General features: G+C 66.6%; 19 protein-coding genes. 14 read left to right on the top strand and 5 right to left on the bottom strand.

Annotated elements, in window-relative coordinates; genetic code table 11:
- Positions 1–59: 59 nt before the first annotated feature.
- On the top strand, positions 60–1,565 hold the full coding sequence (locus D3H54_RS22785) for an adenylate/guanylate cyclase domain-containing protein (protein WP_149381403.1): 1,506 nt from the start codon (positions 60–62) through the stop codon (positions 1,563–1,565).
- A 78-nt stretch (positions 1,566–1,643) separates the two neighbouring features.
- Positions 1,644–2,006: an Rv1352/Rv1906c domain-containing protein gene (locus D3H54_RS22780; RefSeq protein ID WP_168214947.1), complete on the top strand. Its 363-nt coding sequence runs from the start codon at positions 1,644–1,646 to the stop codon at positions 2,004–2,006.
- On the opposite strand, the gene D3H54_RS22775 is transcribed toward D3H54_RS22780, so the two are convergent.
- Positions 1,999–2,469 (bottom strand): OsmC family protein, encoded by a 471-nt coding sequence (locus D3H54_RS22775; RefSeq protein WP_149381400.1) that lies wholly within the window; start codon positions 2,467–2,469, stop codon positions 1,999–2,001. The genes D3H54_RS22780 and D3H54_RS22775 overlap by 8 nt on opposite strands.
- 142 nt (positions 2,470–2,611) lie before the next feature.
- Between D3H54_RS22775 and D3H54_RS22770 the strand changes: the two genes are divergently transcribed.
- Positions 2,612–2,863 carry a hypothetical protein gene (locus D3H54_RS22770; RefSeq protein ID WP_149381398.1) on the top strand — a complete coding sequence of 84 codons (252 nt, stop codon included), beginning with the start codon at positions 2,612–2,614 and terminating at the stop codon, positions 2,861–2,863.
- A 33-nt stretch (positions 2,864–2,896) separates the two neighbouring features.
- Here the strand turns inward: D3H54_RS22770 and D3H54_RS22765 are convergent, their stop codons facing one another.
- The gene (locus D3H54_RS22765) at positions 2,897–3,415 is read right to left on the bottom strand and encodes a hypothetical protein (protein ID WP_149381396.1); all 519 of its coding nucleotides are present in this window, start codon (positions 3,413–3,415) and stop codon (positions 2,897–2,899) included.
- A 156-nt stretch (positions 3,416–3,571) separates the two neighbouring features.
- Here D3H54_RS22765 and D3H54_RS22760 point away from each other — a divergent pair, with 156 nt between their 5' ends.
- Both D3H54_RS22760 and D3H54_RS22755 read left to right on the top strand, forming a co-directional pair.
- Positions 3,572–3,778 (top strand): excalibur calcium-binding domain-containing protein, encoded by a 207-nt coding sequence (locus D3H54_RS22760; RefSeq protein ID WP_286198979.1) that lies wholly within the window; start codon positions 3,572–3,574, stop codon positions 3,776–3,778.
- Positions 3,779–3,840: 62 nt separating this feature from the next.
- The gene (locus tag D3H54_RS22755) at positions 3,841–4,419 is read left to right on the top strand and encodes an HD domain-containing protein (protein ID WP_149381394.1); all 579 of its coding nucleotides are present in this window, start codon (positions 3,841–3,843) and stop codon (positions 4,417–4,419) included.
- On the opposite strand, the gene D3H54_RS22750 is transcribed toward D3H54_RS22755, so the two are convergent.
- Positions 4,416–5,405: an IS481 family transposase gene (locus tag D3H54_RS22750; protein ID WP_149381392.1), complete on the bottom strand. Its 990-nt coding sequence runs from the start codon at positions 5,403–5,405 to the stop codon at positions 4,416–4,418. The two genes, D3H54_RS22755 and D3H54_RS22750, sit on opposite strands and share 4 nt — an antisense overlap.
- A gap of 219 nt (positions 5,406–5,624) precedes the next feature.
- Here D3H54_RS22750 and D3H54_RS22745 point away from each other — a divergent pair, with 219 nt between their 5' ends.
- The 5 genes from D3H54_RS22745 (at position 5,625) to D3H54_RS22725 (ending at position 10,760) form a co-directional block, all read left to right on the top strand.
- Entirely contained in the window at positions 5,625–6,659 is a 1,035-nt protein-coding gene (locus D3H54_RS22745; RefSeq protein ID WP_149381390.1) for a zinc-binding dehydrogenase, read from the top strand.
- Between the two features lie 19 nt (positions 6,660–6,678).
- On the top strand, positions 6,679–7,380 hold the full coding sequence (locus tag D3H54_RS22740; protein ID WP_353620034.1) for a VldE C-terminal domain-containing protein: 702 nt from the start codon (positions 6,679–6,681) through the stop codon (positions 7,378–7,380).
- A gap of 27 nt (positions 7,381–7,407) precedes the next feature.
- Complete coding sequence (locus D3H54_RS22735; RefSeq protein WP_286198978.1) at positions 7,408–8,310, top strand: DUF4349 domain-containing protein; 903 nt, start codon at positions 7,408–7,410, stop codon at positions 8,308–8,310.
- 1 nt (position 8,311) lies between these two features.
- Positions 8,312–9,949 carry a CocE/NonD family hydrolase gene (locus tag D3H54_RS22730; RefSeq protein WP_149381383.1) on the top strand — a complete coding sequence of 546 codons (1,638 nt, stop codon included), beginning with the start codon at positions 8,312–8,314 and terminating at the stop codon, positions 9,947–9,949.
- Positions 9,950–10,010: 61 nt separating this feature from the next.
- Positions 10,011–10,760: an SDR family oxidoreductase gene (locus tag D3H54_RS22725; RefSeq protein WP_149381381.1), complete on the top strand. Its 750-nt coding sequence runs from the start codon at positions 10,011–10,013 to the stop codon at positions 10,758–10,760.
- Between the two features lie 52 nt (positions 10,761–10,812).
- On the opposite strand, the gene D3H54_RS22720 is transcribed toward D3H54_RS22725, so the two are convergent.
- The gene (locus D3H54_RS22720; RefSeq protein WP_149381379.1) at positions 10,813–11,103 is read right to left on the bottom strand and encodes a WhiB family transcriptional regulator; all 291 of its coding nucleotides are present in this window, start codon (positions 11,101–11,103) and stop codon (positions 10,813–10,815) included.
- Between the two features lie 378 nt (positions 11,104–11,481).
- Between D3H54_RS22720 and D3H54_RS22715 the strand changes: the two genes are divergently transcribed.
- From D3H54_RS22715 to D3H54_RS22705, 3 genes are all read left to right on the top strand, one after another.
- Complete coding sequence (locus tag D3H54_RS22715; RefSeq protein ID WP_149381377.1) at positions 11,482–12,291, top strand: hypothetical protein; 810 nt, start codon at positions 11,482–11,484, stop codon at positions 12,289–12,291.
- Between the two features lie 87 nt (positions 12,292–12,378).
- On the top strand, positions 12,379–12,957 hold the full coding sequence (locus tag D3H54_RS22710) for a sigma-70 family RNA polymerase sigma factor (RefSeq protein WP_115316836.1): 579 nt from the start codon (positions 12,379–12,381) through the stop codon (positions 12,955–12,957).
- A complete protein-coding gene (locus D3H54_RS22705; protein WP_149381375.1) occupies positions 12,950–14,239 on the top strand; it encodes an anti-sigma-D factor RsdA in 1,290 nt (429 codons plus the stop codon). Before D3H54_RS22710 ends, D3H54_RS22705 begins: the two co-directional genes overlap by 8 nt.
- A 39-nt stretch (positions 14,240–14,278) precedes the next feature.
- Here D3H54_RS22705 and D3H54_RS22700 read toward each other — a convergent pair whose 3' ends face one another.
- The gene (locus D3H54_RS22700; RefSeq protein ID WP_036340680.1) at positions 14,279–14,683 is read right to left on the bottom strand and encodes a DUF5319 domain-containing protein; all 405 of its coding nucleotides are present in this window, start codon (positions 14,681–14,683) and stop codon (positions 14,279–14,281) included.
- Between the two features lie 99 nt (positions 14,684–14,782).
- Between D3H54_RS22700 and guaB the strand changes: the two genes are divergently transcribed.
- Positions 14,783–16,372 carry an IMP dehydrogenase gene (gene guaB, locus D3H54_RS22695; protein ID WP_432246616.1) on the top strand — a complete coding sequence of 530 codons (1,590 nt, stop codon included), beginning with the start codon at positions 14,783–14,785 and terminating at the stop codon, positions 16,370–16,372.
- The last annotated feature ends 15 nt before the right edge of the window (positions 16,373–16,387 follow it).

Raw genomic sequence — 16,387 nt, 5'->3', positions numbered from 1 at the left:
AGTTCGTCAGTACGAAACACCCACCCGGTCACCAGGCCGGGGGTGTTTTCGTTATCGGCATGGAACGCATCTGGCAATGGGCGTGGGATCGGTTCAGGTCCAGGTTTTCATGGGCGGCGTGGCTCCTCACGTTCCTTCTGGCGTATCCGGTGTACGTCGCCTGGTCGTTGGCCATCGTCGCCTTCGAACGGTCCGATCGCTACGCCGCGGCCGCTGCGGTGACCGCGGTCGTGGTGCTCGGGTACCTGTTCTCGGTGGTCATTCCCGGCAGTGAGGATCCGCGCATCATCGAGCGTTGGGCCGCCGGAGAGGGCGTTGACCGGGAGACCGCACTGTGCGCCACCTACGACTACGGCCGCAAACTCATCGTCAGGGGAATGTTGTTCACCTTCCCGTGGGTTGCTGCGCAGTTCGTCGCGGTCGGGATGATCGCCGGAGCCGGCGGATCACGGCTCATCCAGTACGCAATTGTCGGTGCTCTCGCCGGGACCGCCGGTCAGCTGATCACCAACCACAGCTACGTCGAGTCGACGCTGAGGCCCGCCAGGGCTGCGATCACCTCGAATACCGAGATCGGCGATTACCTTCCACGCTCTCGCCCGGCCTTCTCCACCTGGACCAACGCGGCCATACTCGGAGTGGGATTCGCGTTCGCCGTCGTTGGCGCGATTCTGGGAGCGGTGTTTGACGTGGCCAGGCATGGCCCACTACTGGCCATGCTGATCGGTGGTGTGCTGGTGCTCGTGGTCGGTCCATCGCTCTGGGCCGCGTATTCGCCACTCCTGCAACCCATTCACGATCTGACCGCTGCAACGATGCGAGTTGCCCACGGTGACTTCAGTCAACGCCTGCCGGTGGTACAAGATGACGACCTCGGTGTGCTGGCGGCGTCGTTCAATCGGATGCAGGCGGGTTTGACCGAGCGGCAACGACTTCAGGCAGCATTCGGCACGTATGTCGACCCTGTCTTGGCGGCTCGGCTGCTGGAGCAAGGTGATGACATCTTCACCGGTGAGCGACGTGAGGTGACGGTGATGTTCATCGACATTCGTGATTTCACCCCGTTTGCCGAGGCGCACTCAGCCGAGGACACGGTCGCGCGACTCAATGCCCTGTTCGAGCTCGTGGTTCCTGCCGTGGTCGACGCCGGCGGGCACATCAACAAGTTCCTCGGTGACGGCGCAATGGTTGTGTTCGGCGCCCCCAACGACCTGACCGATCATGCCGATGCCGCGGCGGCAACGGCGCTGCTGATTCACCGGCGCGTCGCCGAGCGATTCGGCGGCGAGCTTCGTATCGGTATCGGTATCAACACAGGCAAGGTGATCGCCGGAACCATCGGTGCGGGAAGTCATCTCGAATTCACGTTGATCGGAGACACCACGAACGTCGCGGCCCGCGTCGAGCAATTGACCAAGACGACCGGTGACGTCATCCTTCTCACTGCGCAGACCGTCGACGCCTTCCGAGCTCTGCCGGCAGGGTTGGTTGACCGCGGCGCGTACGCACTGAAGGGAAAGTCGACGCCCACCAAGGTCTTCGGTCTCAACCCTGCGACAACCTGAATTGTTGGGATCGGTAGCGGCCCCGTGCCTATGCACTGACTGATGCGTGTCGATCTCACGCCCATTGAAGGAGGAGCGATGCCGCCGCCGATTGTGCCCTGGGCGTTGGCCATCGCCACTGCATCCGCCATCGCGGCTGCCGCGCCCGCCTGCGCCGATTCGCTGGACCCGATTCCCGGCGAGGGCTTCTTCCTCGTCGGACGTGACATTGCGCCGGGGCTGTACAACACAACCGGGTCGGCAGCACCGTTCGCGGTGTACATCAACGACGTGCCGACACAGGACTCGATGTGCGTGTGGTTCACCTACAGCACGCCGGATGCGAACAAAGATCACGTCGTCGCCACGAATATGTCCATCGGTCCGATGAATGCGGCGATCAATTCCACGGTGCGGGCGTTCGAGTCGCACAACTGCCAACCGTGGACTCGGGTCAGCTGAGGACCGCCAGCGATGTCGCGATGTCCACCTCGGACGTCAGTGTCTGGTGCACGGGGCAACGCTCGGCGATCGCCAACAGCCGCTCGCGTTGGGTGTCGTCGAGGTCGCCGACCACGGTGATGGTCCGGTCGATGTGGCTGACCCAGCCTTTCTTGGTCTCGCACTCGGCGCAGTCTTCGGCGTGAATCCGCGTGTGCCGCAGCGACACTTCCACGCGCTCGAGCGGCCAGCCCTTCTTGTTGGCGTACATCCGCACCGTCATCGACGTGCACGCTCCCAGGCCTGCCAACAACAAGTCATACGGCGTGGGCCCGGCATCGTCGCCGAACGGCAGCGGTTCGTCTGCGGACAGCTGATGCTTACCGGCGGTGATGGTCTGTGTGTAGGTGCCCGTGCCGGTTTCGGTCACCGTCACAGTGCCCTCAAGTGAAGCCGCGTGGCCATCGGAGATGTCTGCCGTCATGGCTGCCATCCAACACCACCGAAAGAGGCTCGGGCTCCTGTTGCCCATCGAAAATGAGGTATGCGGCTACTCGCGTCTGCGCACAGCGCGTCGCTCACGCTTACCTCGTCAGCAGTTCCGTCGATGGTCAAAGGAGCAGGAAATGATTGATGCTGTTGAGAAGGCGATGCGGAATATGCCGTCGGCCAAGGGGAAAGACGCCGGTGTCGCGTGCATCGTCGGCTTCATCTTCGGAGGTATCGGGCTTGCGATCTACTTCAGGAATATCGCCGATCTGTTCCTGCCGTTGGCCGTTTCCTTAGCTCTGTCGATCGTGGCCGGCGGCATAGGATTTCTCGCCGGCGCACTCGTCGCGGCGTTGTGGGGGTACTTCAGGGTTCAGCTCTCTCAGTGACGGATCGCGTGTGGCCAACGCCGATCGGCAGACTCAGCTGATCGGATTGCCCGGCGGTGTCGGCTGAATCGACACCAGGCGGAACGCGCCCGGCTGGGCGTCGTCAGTCGTGAATCGGACCACCAGCACATCCGGCGGGAACTGCGTAGCAAGGTCATTCAGCGTCCTGGGCATGAACACTTTGGTCTTCGCATTGGCGTACCAACTGGGATCGAACTGGTCGACGCTGAGCCGGCTGACGCTGTCGATGGTGGAATCCCAGCGCTGAATATTTTCAGGTGCGGAGTCGCCGAAGCCCACCGACTTCAGATAAGCATCGCCCTGTCCCGCAAGCGTTATCGCCGCCCCGCCACCGACAGGTGCGCCGGTGATGGTGCCGTTGACGGCGTCGGCCGTCACTGACGTCAGCCGCGCGGTGCAGACGTTGTCGACGACGTTGGCCGGCGTGCAGGCAACGGGCAGCGGGTCCGCGTGCGCGGGAGCAGCGGACAGCGCCAACGCGGCAAGCGCTGCGGCGACGGTGATCAGTGCACGGCGGCACTCGGTCGTCATGTAAACCCTCCTGGCCTCACTGAATGTAGTCGGTCAATGGGGCGCCGGAATTACATGAATAGGCAAAAGTCCAGGTCACAATTCTGACGTTTTGGTCAATGAACCCGCCGTTCAAAATACTCTCCCGTTCGGTAATCGACCGTAAGGAAACTCATCGTGATCAAACCTGTCGCACTGCTCGCGGCGTCGGTATTCAGCGTCATCGCCATGGGCGTCGCCGCACCCGCACACGCACAACCAACCGCACCATTCAAGAACTGCACCGCCGCGAAGGCCGCTGGGTACTGCGATATCCCCACCGACAGCCCGCTGTACACGCCGGGCCAAGACCGCGACAGCGACGGTCTCGCGTGTGAGTGCTGATCGATCAGCCTTTCGCCTACAACCTTCCGAAGTAGGCCTGGAGCGGGGGACAATCTGACTTCATGTTCCCCACCACGACAGCGGCCACGGCCGCGGCTTCTGTGGCGACCCGGTTCTACACGCCGGCACTGTTCAACCATTGCGCGCGGTCATACGTCTGGGGCGTGAAATACGCCGTCGCACACGACATCAGCTTCGACGACGAGCTCTATTTCGTCTCGGCGATGCTGCACGATCTGGCACTCACCGACCCCTTCGACAGCCACCGCGTGGCCTTCGAGGAGGCCGGCGGCGACCTCGCGTGGGTGTTCGGGATGGCAGCCGGCTGGCCCGCCGAGCGGGCAGCCCGGGCCGAGGAGATCATCGTCCTGCACATGCGCGATGACGTCCCCGCGAACACTGATCCCGAGTCCCACCTCCTGCAGGTCGCGACCGCGTGGGATGTCGCGGGACGGCGGCCCGAGGAGTTCGGTGCCCAGGCCCGCGCGGAGGTGCTCGAGCAATATCCTCGGCTCGCATTCGGCGAAGAGTTTCTGGCCTGCTTCGACGATCAGGCCCGGCGCAAACCGGATGGGGCCGCGGCGGCGTCCCTCGCGAGTGATGGGGCAGCGCGGATCAGGGCCAATCCGCTCGATCACTAGGTGTACTGACCTGAGAGGTTAGGTACGCGGGCGGCGGGTGGTTGGCCGCCGAGTGCGGTGTGGCCGCGGTGGTAATTGTAGGTGTGCAGCCAGGTGATGAACTCGTCGCAGCGTTCGGTGTCGCTGCGGTAGAGCCGGGCGTAGGCCCATTCTTCGGCCAGCGTGCGGTGGAACCGCTCTACTTTGCCATTTGTCTGTGGCCGATAGGGCCGGGTTCGGCGATGCTCGATGGTGCCCAGTGCGTCCCGGAAGGGATGTGATCGATAGCATGATCCATTGTCGGTCAACACTTTTCGAACGTTGATGCCATGTTGGGCGAACCAGGTGTTGGCTCGTAGCCAGAAGGCGGCGGCCGTGTCTTTGCGTTCATCGCTGAGTATCTCGCTGTAGGCCAGCCGGGAATAGCCGTCGATTGCGGTGTGCAGGAAGTGATAGCCGCGTACCGGTTGTCGACGTTTGTTGGTCTGTCCACTGCTTTTGTCGGCTTGGTGATTGCGGTTACCCACCGAGCGACCCAGCATCCGCCAGCCGCCGCCGGCAGGAATTTTGCCCAGCTTCTTGACGTCGATGTGGACCATTTCGCCGCACTCGGCGGGTTGCATGCGTCGGATCACGCAGCCAGTGCCGCGGTCCAGCCAGCGCAGTTTGGCCATGCCGTAACGAGTGAGGACCCGGTGCACCGTCGAGGGGTGCAGGCCCAGCAGATAACCGATGCGCGCCGGTCCCCAACGGCGAATGACACGCACCTTGATGATGCGCCGCTCGGTACGTGTTGGAGTCTGATTGGGGCAGCGGTGAGGCCGTGAGCTGCGGTCGACCATGCCGGCCGGACCATATTCGCGGTAGCGGCTCGCCCAGCGACTGGCGGTAGTCACTGCTACCTGGAATCGGTCAGCAGCGCGTCGAAGACTCCAACCGTCCTCGACGACGCAACGGGCCAGTCGCAGGCGTCCGGTTTCAGACAACGGGGCGTTACGGTGGGACACGAAGACCTCCGAGATGAGTTGGTGCGTTCCTAGACAGCTCGCACTTCACTCGGAGGTCTTCGTCATGTCCCCCGTCCCCCCCCGCCCGACGCGCAACGCCGTCCCGCGCGCGCGCCGCGAACTCGGAGGTCTTCGTCATGTCACCACGCCACGCCGTCCCTAACGTCCGTGGTCAGTACAACTAGGCGAGCGAAATCTCGCGGCGCATAGTGTCGAAACATGCGCGCAACCCTGATGTACGAGGCCGGCGATGTCCGCGTCGAGGATGTACCGGATCCTGTCCTGAAAGATCCCACCGACGCCATCGTGCGGGTCACCCGCTCGTGCATCTGTGGCAGCGACCTGTGGCCGTACCAGTCCATGCCGCACAAGGACGGCGGCCGCCGGATGGGCCATGAATTCATCGGCATCGTCGAGGACGTCGGCGCCGACGTCGGGGGTCTGCAGCGCGGTGATCTGGTCGTCGCGCCGTTCGTCTGGGCGGACAACACCTGCGATTTTTGTCGCGAGGGCCTGCAGACGTCGTGTCGCCATGGTGGTGGTTGGGGCGCTCGCGGGGTCGACGCCGGGCAGGGCGAGGCGGTGCGTGTTCCCCAGGCGCAGGGCACGCTGGTGAAGCTTCCCGTCGCCGAGGACTCTTCGCTGATGCCATCGCTGCTGACGTTGTCCGACGTGTTCTGCACCGGCCACCACGGCGTGGTGACCGCCCGGGTGCGGCCCGGATCGTCGGTGACGGTCATCGGCGACGGTGCCGTCGGGCTGTGCGCGGTGCTGGCCGCCAAGCGCCTCGGCGCCGAGCAGATCATCCTCAACGGCCGCCACACCACCCGCACCGATCTGGGTCGCGACTTCGGCGCCACCGATGTCGTGGCCGAACGCGGCGACGAGGCCGTCGAGAAGATTCGGGAACTCACCGGTGGTGACGGCACCCATGCCGTCATCGAATGCGTCGGTACCGAACAGTCGCTCGTCACCGCCCTCGGCGCCGTCCGGGCCGGTGGCGCCGTCAGCAGACTCGGTGTCTCCCAATACCGCAACGTCCCACTGGGATTCGACACCATGATGCGCAACATCACCCTCACCGGTGGTGCCGCACCCGCCCGCGCCTACATCGAGGAGCTGATGCCCGACATCCTCGAGGGCGTCATCGAGCCCGGCCGGGTTTTCGATCGCGTGATCGGACTCGACGAGACACCCGACGGCTACCGTGCGATGGCCGATCGCGAAGCGCTCAAGGTGCTGATCGCGCCCTGACATAACGGGTCGGCGAAGGTTGCCCCATCGCAGCGCAGGCCGCAGTAAAGTGCTGCTCGTGGTCAACGTGTTCGCCGGCGCTCGAGGTCGCTGGCTGGCCGTGGTGGCCTCGGTGACCGTTGCCGGGGCGATGTTTTATGCCCAAAGCACCGAAACCAAGTGTTGTGTTGCGGCGCCGACGGTTTCGCCGGCCGCCCAGACGGCACCCGCTGCCGACGTGCCCCGCATCGCCCAGCCCACCGAAGCAGAGCTGCTGGCGGCCAGCGCCCCGGTCACCGGTGGCAACTTCCAGTTGGCCATGCCACGCGGGATCGCACCCGAGCAAGGTCTGCAGATCCACACCATCTGGGTGGCTCGCGCCATCAGCGTGATGTTCCTGGAGATCAAGACGATCGGCGGCTACCGGCAGGATCCGCTGAAGTGGCATCCCAACGGCTTGGCCATTGACGTGATGATCCCGAACTACCACACGCCGGAGGGCATCGAGCTCGGCAACCAGATCGCCGGCTTCGCCCTGGCGAACGCCAAGCGATGGGGCGTGCTGCACGTGATCTGGCGCCAAGGCTTCTACCCCGGGATCGGGGCACCCAGCTGGACCGCCGATTACGGCAACGAAACCGCCAACCACTTCGACCACGTTCACATCGCCACCGACGGCGGCGGCTACCCGACCGGGCGCGAGACGTACTTCCTCGGGTCCATGCAATCAGGGCCGGCCTAGCCGGTGCGTACCTCGAGAGGTCGCCTGGTGGTCCTGGCCGTCGCGGGCATTGTCGCGCTGAGCCCGCTGACGGCGTGTGCCGGATCCAATCCGCACTCTCCGACCGCGCCTGCACCGGCGGTCGGTTCGGCGGAGGGTGCTGGGGCGCCGATGCCGCAGGACGCGCCGGGCCAACCGCCGATGGCCAAGCGGGATGTGGTCAAGACAGCATCGATGTCCATCTCGGTGGCCCACCCGGCGGAGGCCGCGGACAAAGCCGCGGTCATCGTCGAGGACGCGAAGGGCCGCGTCGACAGCCGCTCCGAGGACGCGGGATCCGGTACCGGACGAGCTCGCTCGACGGTGGTTTTGCGGGTACCCGCCGCCAAGCTCGACGAGACGCTGCGGGAACTCAAGACGCTGGGCACCGTCGAGCACGTCCAGGTCAGCGCCGACGACGTCACCGCCCAGCGCGTCGACCTCGACGCCCGGATCACGGCATTACAGACATCGGTCGACCGGCTGCTCGGCATCATGCGCGACGCCAAGGATCCCGACTCACTCATCAAAGCCGAAAGTGCTCTGTCGGAACGCCAGGCCGACCTCGACAGTCTGCGGGCCCAACGGCAGGCGCTCGGCGACCAGATCGACTACAGCACCGTCGACGTCACCTTCATCGCCCAGGAGATCGGCGGGCCCGCGCCCACCGAGTATCGGGGATTCTTCGGTCAGATCGAACGTGGTTGGGACACAATGGTTTCCGTGGCCGGCAACCTGGTGCTGCTGTTCGGTCTGCTGCTGCCCTGGCTGGCTGTACTGGCGGTCGCCGGTGTGATCGTCTACCTCATCGTGCGCTTCGCGAAAGCCCGCCAGCCGCAGCCTCAACCCGGGCTGCCTCCACAACCCGCGACGGTCGGCGCTCCCGAGCAGGACGAAGCCCCGCCCAGCTGACATGGCCCCCCGATACGACCGGCCCTGGCGACGGCCCGGCGCAGCGGCCTATGCCTGCCGCCGGATCCGGGCCTTCCTGCGTCCTCCGGTCACCGTTGTGCCCGCGCCGGACGACCTGATCAAGGACCGCGACGTGGCCGTCCGGATGCGTGACGGAGTCACGTTGCGCGTCAACGTCTATCGTCCTCCCGGGGAGGGTCCGTTCCCGGTCATCCTCTCGGTGCATCCCTACGGCAAGGATGCCCTGCCGCGCCGGACGCGCCGAGGGTGGCGGCTCAACTTGCAGTTCCGGATCATGAATCAACCTGCACCCTTTCAGATTTCGAGTGAAACCGGGTGGGAGGCGCCGGACCCGGTGGCCTGGGTCGCGCGGGGCTACGTCGTGATCAACGCCGATGCGCGCGGTGCGGGCACCTCCGGCGGGACCGGTTCGCTGCTGTCCGACGACGAGGCCCGCGACACCTATGACCTGATCGAGTGGGCCGGGACGCAGCCATGGTCCAACGGTCGGGTGGGAATGCTAGGCGTCTCGTATCTGGCTCTCTCGCAATATAAGTCGGCAGCCTTGCGTCCGCCGCACCTCGCGGCGATCTGCCCCTGGGAAGGGTTCACTGACGCATACCGCGACTTCATGACACCGGGCGGAGTCCCCGAGCGCGGCTTCTCGGTGATCTGGCAGACCCTGACTCGCCGGGTCGCCCGCCTGTCAGTCGACATCGGCGAGCAGCGCCGCCGGCATCCGCTGCGCGACGCGTGGTGGCAATCCATCACCCCCGACCTCGCGCGCATCGAGGTGCCAATCCTGGCCTGCGCCAGCTTCTCCGACCACAATCTGCACAGCCAGGGCTCCTGGCGACTGATCGAACAGGCGGGCTCGCCCGAACGCAGCGCCTACACGCACCGCGGCGGGAAATGGGCCGTCTTCTACAGCGACGAGGCCCAGCGTGCGCAGACGGCGTTCTTCGACCGTCATCTGCGCAACCTCGACGTACCCGCGCTGCCGCGGGTACGCCTGGAAGTCCGCGAACGCCGTGACGCCGTGGTCGCGGTGCGCACCGAGAACGAGTGGCCGCTGGACCGGACACGCTGGACCGCACTGTATCTCGGCGATAGTGGATCGCTGGCCGAGCGGGCGCCGAGCACGCGCGGAGCCGCGACGTTTCGGCTGCGTCGACAAGCGGTAGCGTTCTCCCACCGCTTCGACCGTGACGTCGAACTCACCGGTCCGATGAGCCTGCGGCTGCGGATCTCGCTGGACGGCGCCGACGACGCGCACCTGTTCGTCGGCGTCGAAAAGTGGAGCGACGGGCAGTACGTGCCGTTCGAGGGGTCCTACGGTTATGGCCGGGACCGGATCGCCGACGGGCGGCTGCGGCTGGCTCTGCGGGACTCCCTGGACGCGCTCACGCCGCTGCAACCGGGCGAGGTTGTCGACGCCGACATCACGTTGAGCGCCTCCTCGACGCTGTTTCGGGCCGGCGACGAGCTGCGGTTGCTGATAGCCGGGCGGTATCTCGAACCGTTCAACCCTCTGTTCGGCCACCTTCCCGCGCGATATACACCGAGCCGGCGGGGGAGTGCGGTCGTGCATTGGGGGCCGGGCGCCTCGGCGCTCACGGTTCCGGTGATAGCGGGATGAGGATGCGAACACGGCGGCGTTCGAGCCAACAGGTATCCGTTCTTGAATGTGGAGGTCTTCCATGCGTATCGCGGTAGCAGGCGCAACCGGCAACATCGGTGCTCGCACCGTCGCGGCTCTCGAGCGCGACGGGCACGAGGTCGTGCGGATCAGCCGCTCGGCGGGTGTCGACCTGATCAGCGGGGATGGCTTGGATGCGGCGCTCACGGGTGTCGACGCCGTGGTCGACGCCATCAGCGCGCCGCCGATGGGCGTGGACGAGACCCGTGAGTACTTCGCAACGACGACGACAAACTTGCTTGCAGCCGAGCAACGCGCCGGCGTCCGCCATCACGTTCTGCTGTCGATCGTCGGTATTCACCGGCTCGACGCCGGAACCGCCCACCACGTAGGCAAAGTGGCACAGGAAAGCCTCATCGAGGCAGGTCCGGTGCCGTGGACGATCGTCCCGGCCACGCAGTTCCACGACTTCGCGGCCACGGTCGCCGGCTGGACCGAGCAGGGCGGCGTCGCGCTCATCCCGCCGTTGCTGCTGCAACCGATCGCACCCAACGACATCGCCGACGTACTGGCCGAGATCGCGGTCGGCGCGCCGCAGGGCAGATACGTCGACGTGGCCGGCCCCGAGACCCAGGACCTGGTTGACATGGCGCGGCGGACGCACGCCGTGCAAGGCAAGTCGGTGACGTTGGTGCCGACGTGGGACGGACCGCAGGGAGTCGAGTTCGCCGGCAATGTCCTGCTGCCTGGCGACGGTGCGCGGATCGCCCCGACGACGTTCGAACAGTGGCTGGCAGCGGGCGCTCAGTGAGAAAGAGGCCCGCCCCGGATCGGGGTGGGCCTCTTCACACGTTTGCTGGGAATCAGGCGGTCCGGCGAATTCCGCGCTTGAGCAACAACTCGCGTTCCGCTTCGCTCAATCCGCCCCAGATGCCGTAGGGCTCGGCGACAGCCAGAGCGTGTGAACGGCATTGGGCGATCACCGGGCAACTCCGGCACATTTCCTTGGCGCGCATCTCACGCTGGGCGCGGGCGCGGCCACGTTCCCCGTCGGGGTGGAAGAACATCGACGAATCGACACCTCGGCAAAGGCCTTGCATCTGCCAATCCCAGATGTCTGCGTTCGGGCCAGGTAGCTGCTGCGGCTGTGGCATTGGAAAACCCCTCTCTCCGCACATCTTTCAATATGCGTGAGTTGTGGAACCGATCTGAGCACTGTCGCCGGTGACTACTCGTGCTCACAAATTAGGGGCGCGTCGCAAAGCGCGTCAATAGCCGTGCCATGTGCGGAATCACATAATCGCAGCTCGAGAATTTACATCACGTTCATCATTGCGACCCACCGCCGCCGGGTGGCGTGCTATTCGGCGCGCGTCGATCGTGATGGTTTCGTGATTTGCGCAGTACGGCGCCCCTCGCAGCGGCACCAGAATTTCTGGTGCTCAATAGGTAGTAAACACAGCCGTAACACGGCGACCATCAACTGTTAACTGAGATCTTTTTCGTCCGCGGTTGATAGCGTGCCGGGTCAGATGGACGTCTCCGCACTGACCGCCGCCGCCTTCGGCGACCACCCCGGCTGCTGGCCCCTGCCCGCCGCACACACGCCCGAACAGCTCTGGCATCGGGCAGTCGCCGCCGCCGGCCAGGGCCGATACAGCAGTGCCCGCGCCGACCTTGCGGCGCTGCGCCGACGGGACCCCGCCGGGACGTTCGCATCGCTGTCGCTGAGTACCGAGGCGTCGTTGCTGCGCCAGCTCGGGGGACACCGGCCGGCGGCCGGCTGGGATGGCCGCGCGCTGGCGCTGACGCAGACCTCCGGCGATCATTCGATGGCCGTGCAGGCCCGTGCCGACGCGGTCGTAGGTTTGGCCGCCGACGCGCTCGGTGTCGGTCGGCTTGCCGCCTCGGCGCGACTGCTCGAGCGGGCCGGCGAGCTGACGCGCGGGTCCGGGGTCCCGCGCCTGGCCATCCGCCTGGAGTGGGTGAGCGCGGAACTGGCGATGGCCGGCGGCCGTGGCGAGGAAGCCGTGATGCACGCGCGGCGCGGGGTCGAGATTGCCGAGAGCGCGACGCCCGCCTTGCGACGCCATCGGGTCAAGAGCGACGTGGTGCTCGCCGCGGCGCTGTGTTGCGCCGGGGCCATCGAGCCCGCCCGTGCGGTCGCCGATGCCGCCTTGCGCGACACCGAGACCTACGGTCTGGTTCCGCTGCGCTGGGCGCTGGCGTGTCTGCTGGCCGATATCGGTTGTGCATCGCTTACGTCACAGCAGGTCTCAGCCATCCGAGACGATTGTGCTGGCCTTATCACACGGCGCGGCGGCCGATGGAGCGGCCGCTAACGCCCGATCGGCAGTTTGGGCCGATATTGTCTAGCTGAATGGCTGCCGGGAAGCGTCCCGTACGTAACGTTGGAGATATCGCCGTCGATGACAATTCCAGGAGAACGTCTCGACGCCGCCGTTGCTGAGGCAGTGGCCGGCAGCCGGGATGCCCTCCGGGAAGTTGTGGAGACCATCCGCCCCATCGTGGTCCGTTATGTCCGGGCTCGCCTGGGCGCCACGGAGCGGGTCGGTCTCTCCGCCGACGACGTCGCTCAGGAGGTTTGCTTGGCCGCCATCCAGGCGCTGCCGCGCTACCAGGATCAGGGTCGCCCCTTCCTGGCCTTCGTGTACGGCATCGCTGCCCATAAGGTCGCCGACGCGCATCGCGCCGCGGCCCGTAACCGATCCGATCCCACCGATGTGGTGCCGGAGCGGTTCTCGCTCGACGCAGGGCCCGAGCAGATGGCGATGCAGTCGGATTCCGCCGCGCGGATGACCAAGTTGCTGGAGATCCTGCCCGAGAAGCAGCGCGAAATCCTCATGCTGCGCATCGTGGTCGGGTTGTCCGCGGAGGAGACCGCCGACGCCGTCGGCAGCACACCCGGGGCAGTGCGAGTCGCCCAGCACCGCGCGTTGGCCAAGCTCAAGACCGAGATCACCGCGGCAGGTAACGGCTATGCCTGACTTCGGACGTTCTTCCCGCAACGACGACCCGTCGCTGGACGCCATCCTGGCCAGCGAGCGCTTCATCGACGCCCTGGCGTCCGGTCATCCGGTGGCCCCGCACGATCGTGCCGACGCCGAGCTGGCCGACCTGCTGGGCGGGTGGCGCGACGAGATGCGCTGGCCGCCGGCGACCGGACTGATCACCGAGCGGGACGCGGTGACCGCACTGCGCGCCGGGCTGGCGGAAAAGCAGAGCAGCGGACGCAGCCGGCGCGGTTTGAGCATCGTGGGTGCCGCAGCCGCCGGTGTGCTGGCCCTCGGCGGTTTCGGCGCGGTTGTGGCCGGTGCCGGACCGGGCGACGCCCTGTACGGACTACGCACCTGGCTGTTCGGTGCCCCCACCCAGGTCCGCGACGATCAGGTGGCCCTGGCGTCGGCCAAGGAGCAGCTCCAGCAAGTGCAGCAGTTGGTCGCCCAGGGCGACTGGCAGCAGGCCCAGGCCAAGCTGGTCGAGGTCAACAGCCAGGTCAGCGCAGTGGCTGACCAGCCGGAGAAGCAGCAGGTCCTGGACCAGTGGAACCAGCTGTCGGCGAAGGTCGTGCAGAAGGATCCGGAGGCCACCGTGCCACCGGGCATCACCTACACGGTTCCGGCGTCGGCCACTGATCTCGTCCCGGCGGTGATCACCCCGACCGACGGACCCGAGGTGCCGCCGACCAGCGTTCCGGGGCTGCCGTCGATCACGATCTCGACGACACCCGACGGAACCGGCACGGTCGGCCCCTCGACATCGGAGACCCCGACCTCGCCGGTCGAGCAGACCGATCCGGCGACCACCACCACGGTCCCCTCGACGACGACCGTCGCACCGACAACGACGACGCAACCGACGACGACGGAACCCACGACACCGACGAGCGCGACGACGACCACGACCAGGTTGCCGACGACGACCACAACCACCACCACGTTGGCCGGTACGACGTCCAGCCCCAGTTCGGCTGCCCAGTCGCCGGCGGCGACGACGACCCCGGCAGCCCCGCAGTCTCCGGCCGCGGCGGCGACGTCGTCGGCCGTCGTGGAGCAGTCCTCGGCGTCGACGGCCCCGTCCGTAGCGGCGACCGCGACGGCGACCGCGACCGCGACGGTGCCTCAGACCATTGCGTCGATTCCGTCGACGGTCATCCAGACCCCGCGGATGCAGTCACCGGGTGGTGTGATGACCACCACGATGATGTTCCCGATGCCGCAGGCGCCTGCGCTACCGCAATTGCCGAAGCTGCCCAGCTTCGGCGGCTAGATCAGAGGTTTTCGCGCTCGGCGGAACTGGACGCCGCGTTCAGCGGAACCCGTCGTAGTCCGATGTCGCCTCGTTGAGTGAGGCGTCGGCGTAGCCGCGGCAGTAATCCCACGTGACGTAGGCGTCCGGCTCGGGATCGTATGCGGGCTCGTGGGGGCGGACGGTTCCGTCGACCAACAACTGAAGTAGGTTGGCGCGCAACATATCCCAGTCGTGGTAGTGGTCCTGCTGGCATTCGTCGCAGCAGACGACCAGGCCGCGGATGCCGCGGTGCGCCAACAGCGCCTCGTACACAGCCAGATCTGCCAGATCGGCCTCGACCGCGGCGCGCTCCTGTGGATCCAAGGGTTGTCCCGGTTCCAGCGCATCCAACGCGGCCGACGGGTCGGCGGGGTCGTCGGCGAACGGATCTGGTGGCAGGCCTGGTGGGAGGTGGTCGCGCACGGCTCCACACTACGTAACCCGGCGGGTATCGCGCCAGGGAACGTGACCGTGAGCCGATAGGATGGTGTCCACAATCCGCCACTGATGGGGGCCCCACCGATGACCATTGCCGAAGGCAGCGCCGGCCGCATCGACGGCTTGACCGCGCATCTGAATGCCCTGCTGGGGGAATCGGTTCCCACCGGCGGCGACGACCCCAACAAGATCGCGATGCTGGGTCTGACATTCGACGATGTGCTGCTGCTGCCCGCCGCCTCCGACGTGGTGCCGGCCACCGCCGACACGTCGAGCCAGCTGACCAAGAAGATCCGGCTCAAGGTGCCGCTGGTCAGCTCCGCGATGGACACCGTGACCGAGGCCCGGATGGCGATCGCGATGGCGCGCCAGGGCGGCATGGGCGTGCTGCACCGCAACCTGTCCATCACCGAGCAGGCCGGACAGGTGGAGATGGTCAAGCGGTCCGAGGCCGGCATGGTGACCGACCCGGTGACGTGCTCGCCGGACAACACGCTCGCCGAAGTCGACGCGATGTGCGCCCGGTTCCGTATCTCGGGCCTGCCGGTCGTCGACGCGAAGGGCTCGCTGGTCGGCATCATCACCAACCGCGACATGCGCTTCGAAGTCGACATGAACAAGCCGGTCGCCGAAGTGATGACCAAGACCCCGTTGATCACCGCCCAGGAGGGTGTGACCGCTGACGCCGCACTGGGTCTGTTGCGGCGCAACAAGATTGAGAAGCTGCCGATCGTCGACGGGCACGGCCGGCTGACCGGGCTGATCACCGTCAAGGACTTCGTGAAGACCGAGCAGCACCCGCTTGCCACCAAGGACAGCGATGGCCGGCTGCTGGTCGGTGCGGCCGTCGGCGTCGGTGACGACGCGTGGGATCGGGCGATGGCCCTGGTCGACGCCGGAGTGGACGTGCTGATCGTCGATACCGCGCACGCCCACAACCGCCGGGTGCTCGATACCGTCGGCAAGCTCAAGGCCGAGGTGGGCCATCGGGTCGAGATCGTCGGCGGCAATGTCGCCACCCGCAGCGGTGCCGCGGCGCTGGTCGAGGCCGGCGCCGACGCGGTCAAGGTCGGTGTCGGCCCCGGATCGATCTGCACCACCCGCGTGGTGGCCGGCGTCGGAGCACCACAGATCACGGCGATTCTGGAAGCCACCGCGGTGTGCCGGCCGGCCGGCGTGCCCGTGATCGCCGACGGCGGTCTGCAGTACTCCGGTGACATCGCCAAAGCGCTGGCGGCGGGCGCGTCGACGGCCATGCTCGGTTCCCTGCTGGCCGGCACCGCCGAGGCCCCCGGCGATCTGATCTTCGTCAACGGCAAGCAGTTCAAGAGCTACCGCGGCATGGGGTCGCTGGGCGCCATGCAGGGCCGGGGTGCGGCCGGGTCGACTGGACGCAGCTATTCCAAGGACCGCTACTTCCAGGACGACGTGCTGTCCGAGGACAAGCTGGTGCCCGAGGGCATCGAGGGGCGGGTGCCGTTCCGTGGTCCGCTGGCCACCGTCATCCACCAGCTCACCGGTGGCCTGCGCGCCGCCATGGGCTACACGGGCGCGTCCGGCATCGAAGGACTGCAGCAAGCACAGTTCGTGCGGATCACCGCCGCGGGTCTCAAGGAGAGCCACCCGCACGACGTCACCATGACGGTCGAAGCCCCCAACTACTACGCCCGCTAGGGGTCAAACTGTGCG

It is taken from the genome of Mycobacterium sp. ELW1 (assembly GCF_008329905.1).
Lineage (GTDB): Bacteria > Actinomycetota > Actinomycetes > Mycobacteriales > Mycobacteriaceae > Mycobacterium.
The sequence above is the reverse complement of the archived record's forward strand: the minus strand, read 5'-3'. Positions and strand labels throughout refer to the sequence as shown.

What these genes read in the sequence shown, in the direction of transcription:
- D3H54_RS22725 (WP_149381381.1), top strand. Translation starts at nt 10,011, where the DNA reads ATGCGTATCGCGGTAGCAGGCGCAACCGGCAACATCGGTGCTCGCACC.
- D3H54_RS22715 (WP_149381377.1), top strand. Translation starts at nt 11,482, where the DNA reads ATGGACGTCTCCGCACTGACCGCCGCCGCCTTCGGCGACCACCCCGGC.
- D3H54_RS22765 (WP_149381396.1), bottom strand. Translation starts at nt 3,415, where the DNA reads ATGACGACCGAGTGCCGCCGTGCACTGATCACCGTCGCCGCAGCGCTT.
- D3H54_RS22705 (WP_149381375.1), top strand. Translation starts at nt 12,950, where the DNA reads ATGCCTGACTTCGGACGTTCTTCCCGCAACGACGACCCGTCGCTGGAC.
- D3H54_RS22770 (WP_149381398.1), top strand. Translation starts at nt 2,612, where the DNA reads ATGATTGATGCTGTTGAGAAGGCGATGCGGAATATGCCGTCGGCCAAG.
- D3H54_RS22730 (WP_149381383.1), top strand. Translation starts at nt 8,312, where the DNA reads ATGGCCCCCCGATACGACCGGCCCTGGCGACGGCCCGGCGCAGCGGCC.
- D3H54_RS22775 (WP_149381400.1), bottom strand. Translation starts at nt 2,469, where the DNA reads ATGACGGCAGACATCTCCGATGGCCACGCGGCTTCACTTGAGGGCACT.
- D3H54_RS22780 (WP_168214947.1), top strand. Translation starts at nt 1,644, where the DNA reads ATGCCGCCGCCGATTGTGCCCTGGGCGTTGGCCATCGCCACTGCATCC.
- D3H54_RS22785 (WP_149381403.1), top strand. Translation starts at nt 60, where the DNA reads ATGGAACGCATCTGGCAATGGGCGTGGGATCGGTTCAGGTCCAGGTTT.
- D3H54_RS22720 (WP_149381379.1), bottom strand. Translation starts at nt 11,103, where the DNA reads ATGCCACAGCCGCAGCAGCTACCTGGCCCGAACGCAGACATCTGGGAT.
- D3H54_RS22755 (WP_149381394.1), top strand. Translation starts at nt 3,841, where the DNA reads ATGTTCCCCACCACGACAGCGGCCACGGCCGCGGCTTCTGTGGCGACC.
- guaB (WP_432246616.1), top strand. Translation starts at nt 14,783, where the DNA reads ATGACCATTGCCGAAGGCAGCGCCGGCCGCATCGACGGCTTGACCGCG.
- D3H54_RS22745 (WP_149381390.1), top strand. Translation starts at nt 5,625, where the DNA reads ATGCGCGCAACCCTGATGTACGAGGCCGGCGATGTCCGCGTCGAGGAT.
- D3H54_RS22710 (WP_115316836.1), top strand. Translation starts at nt 12,379, where the DNA reads ATGACAATTCCAGGAGAACGTCTCGACGCCGCCGTTGCTGAGGCAGTG.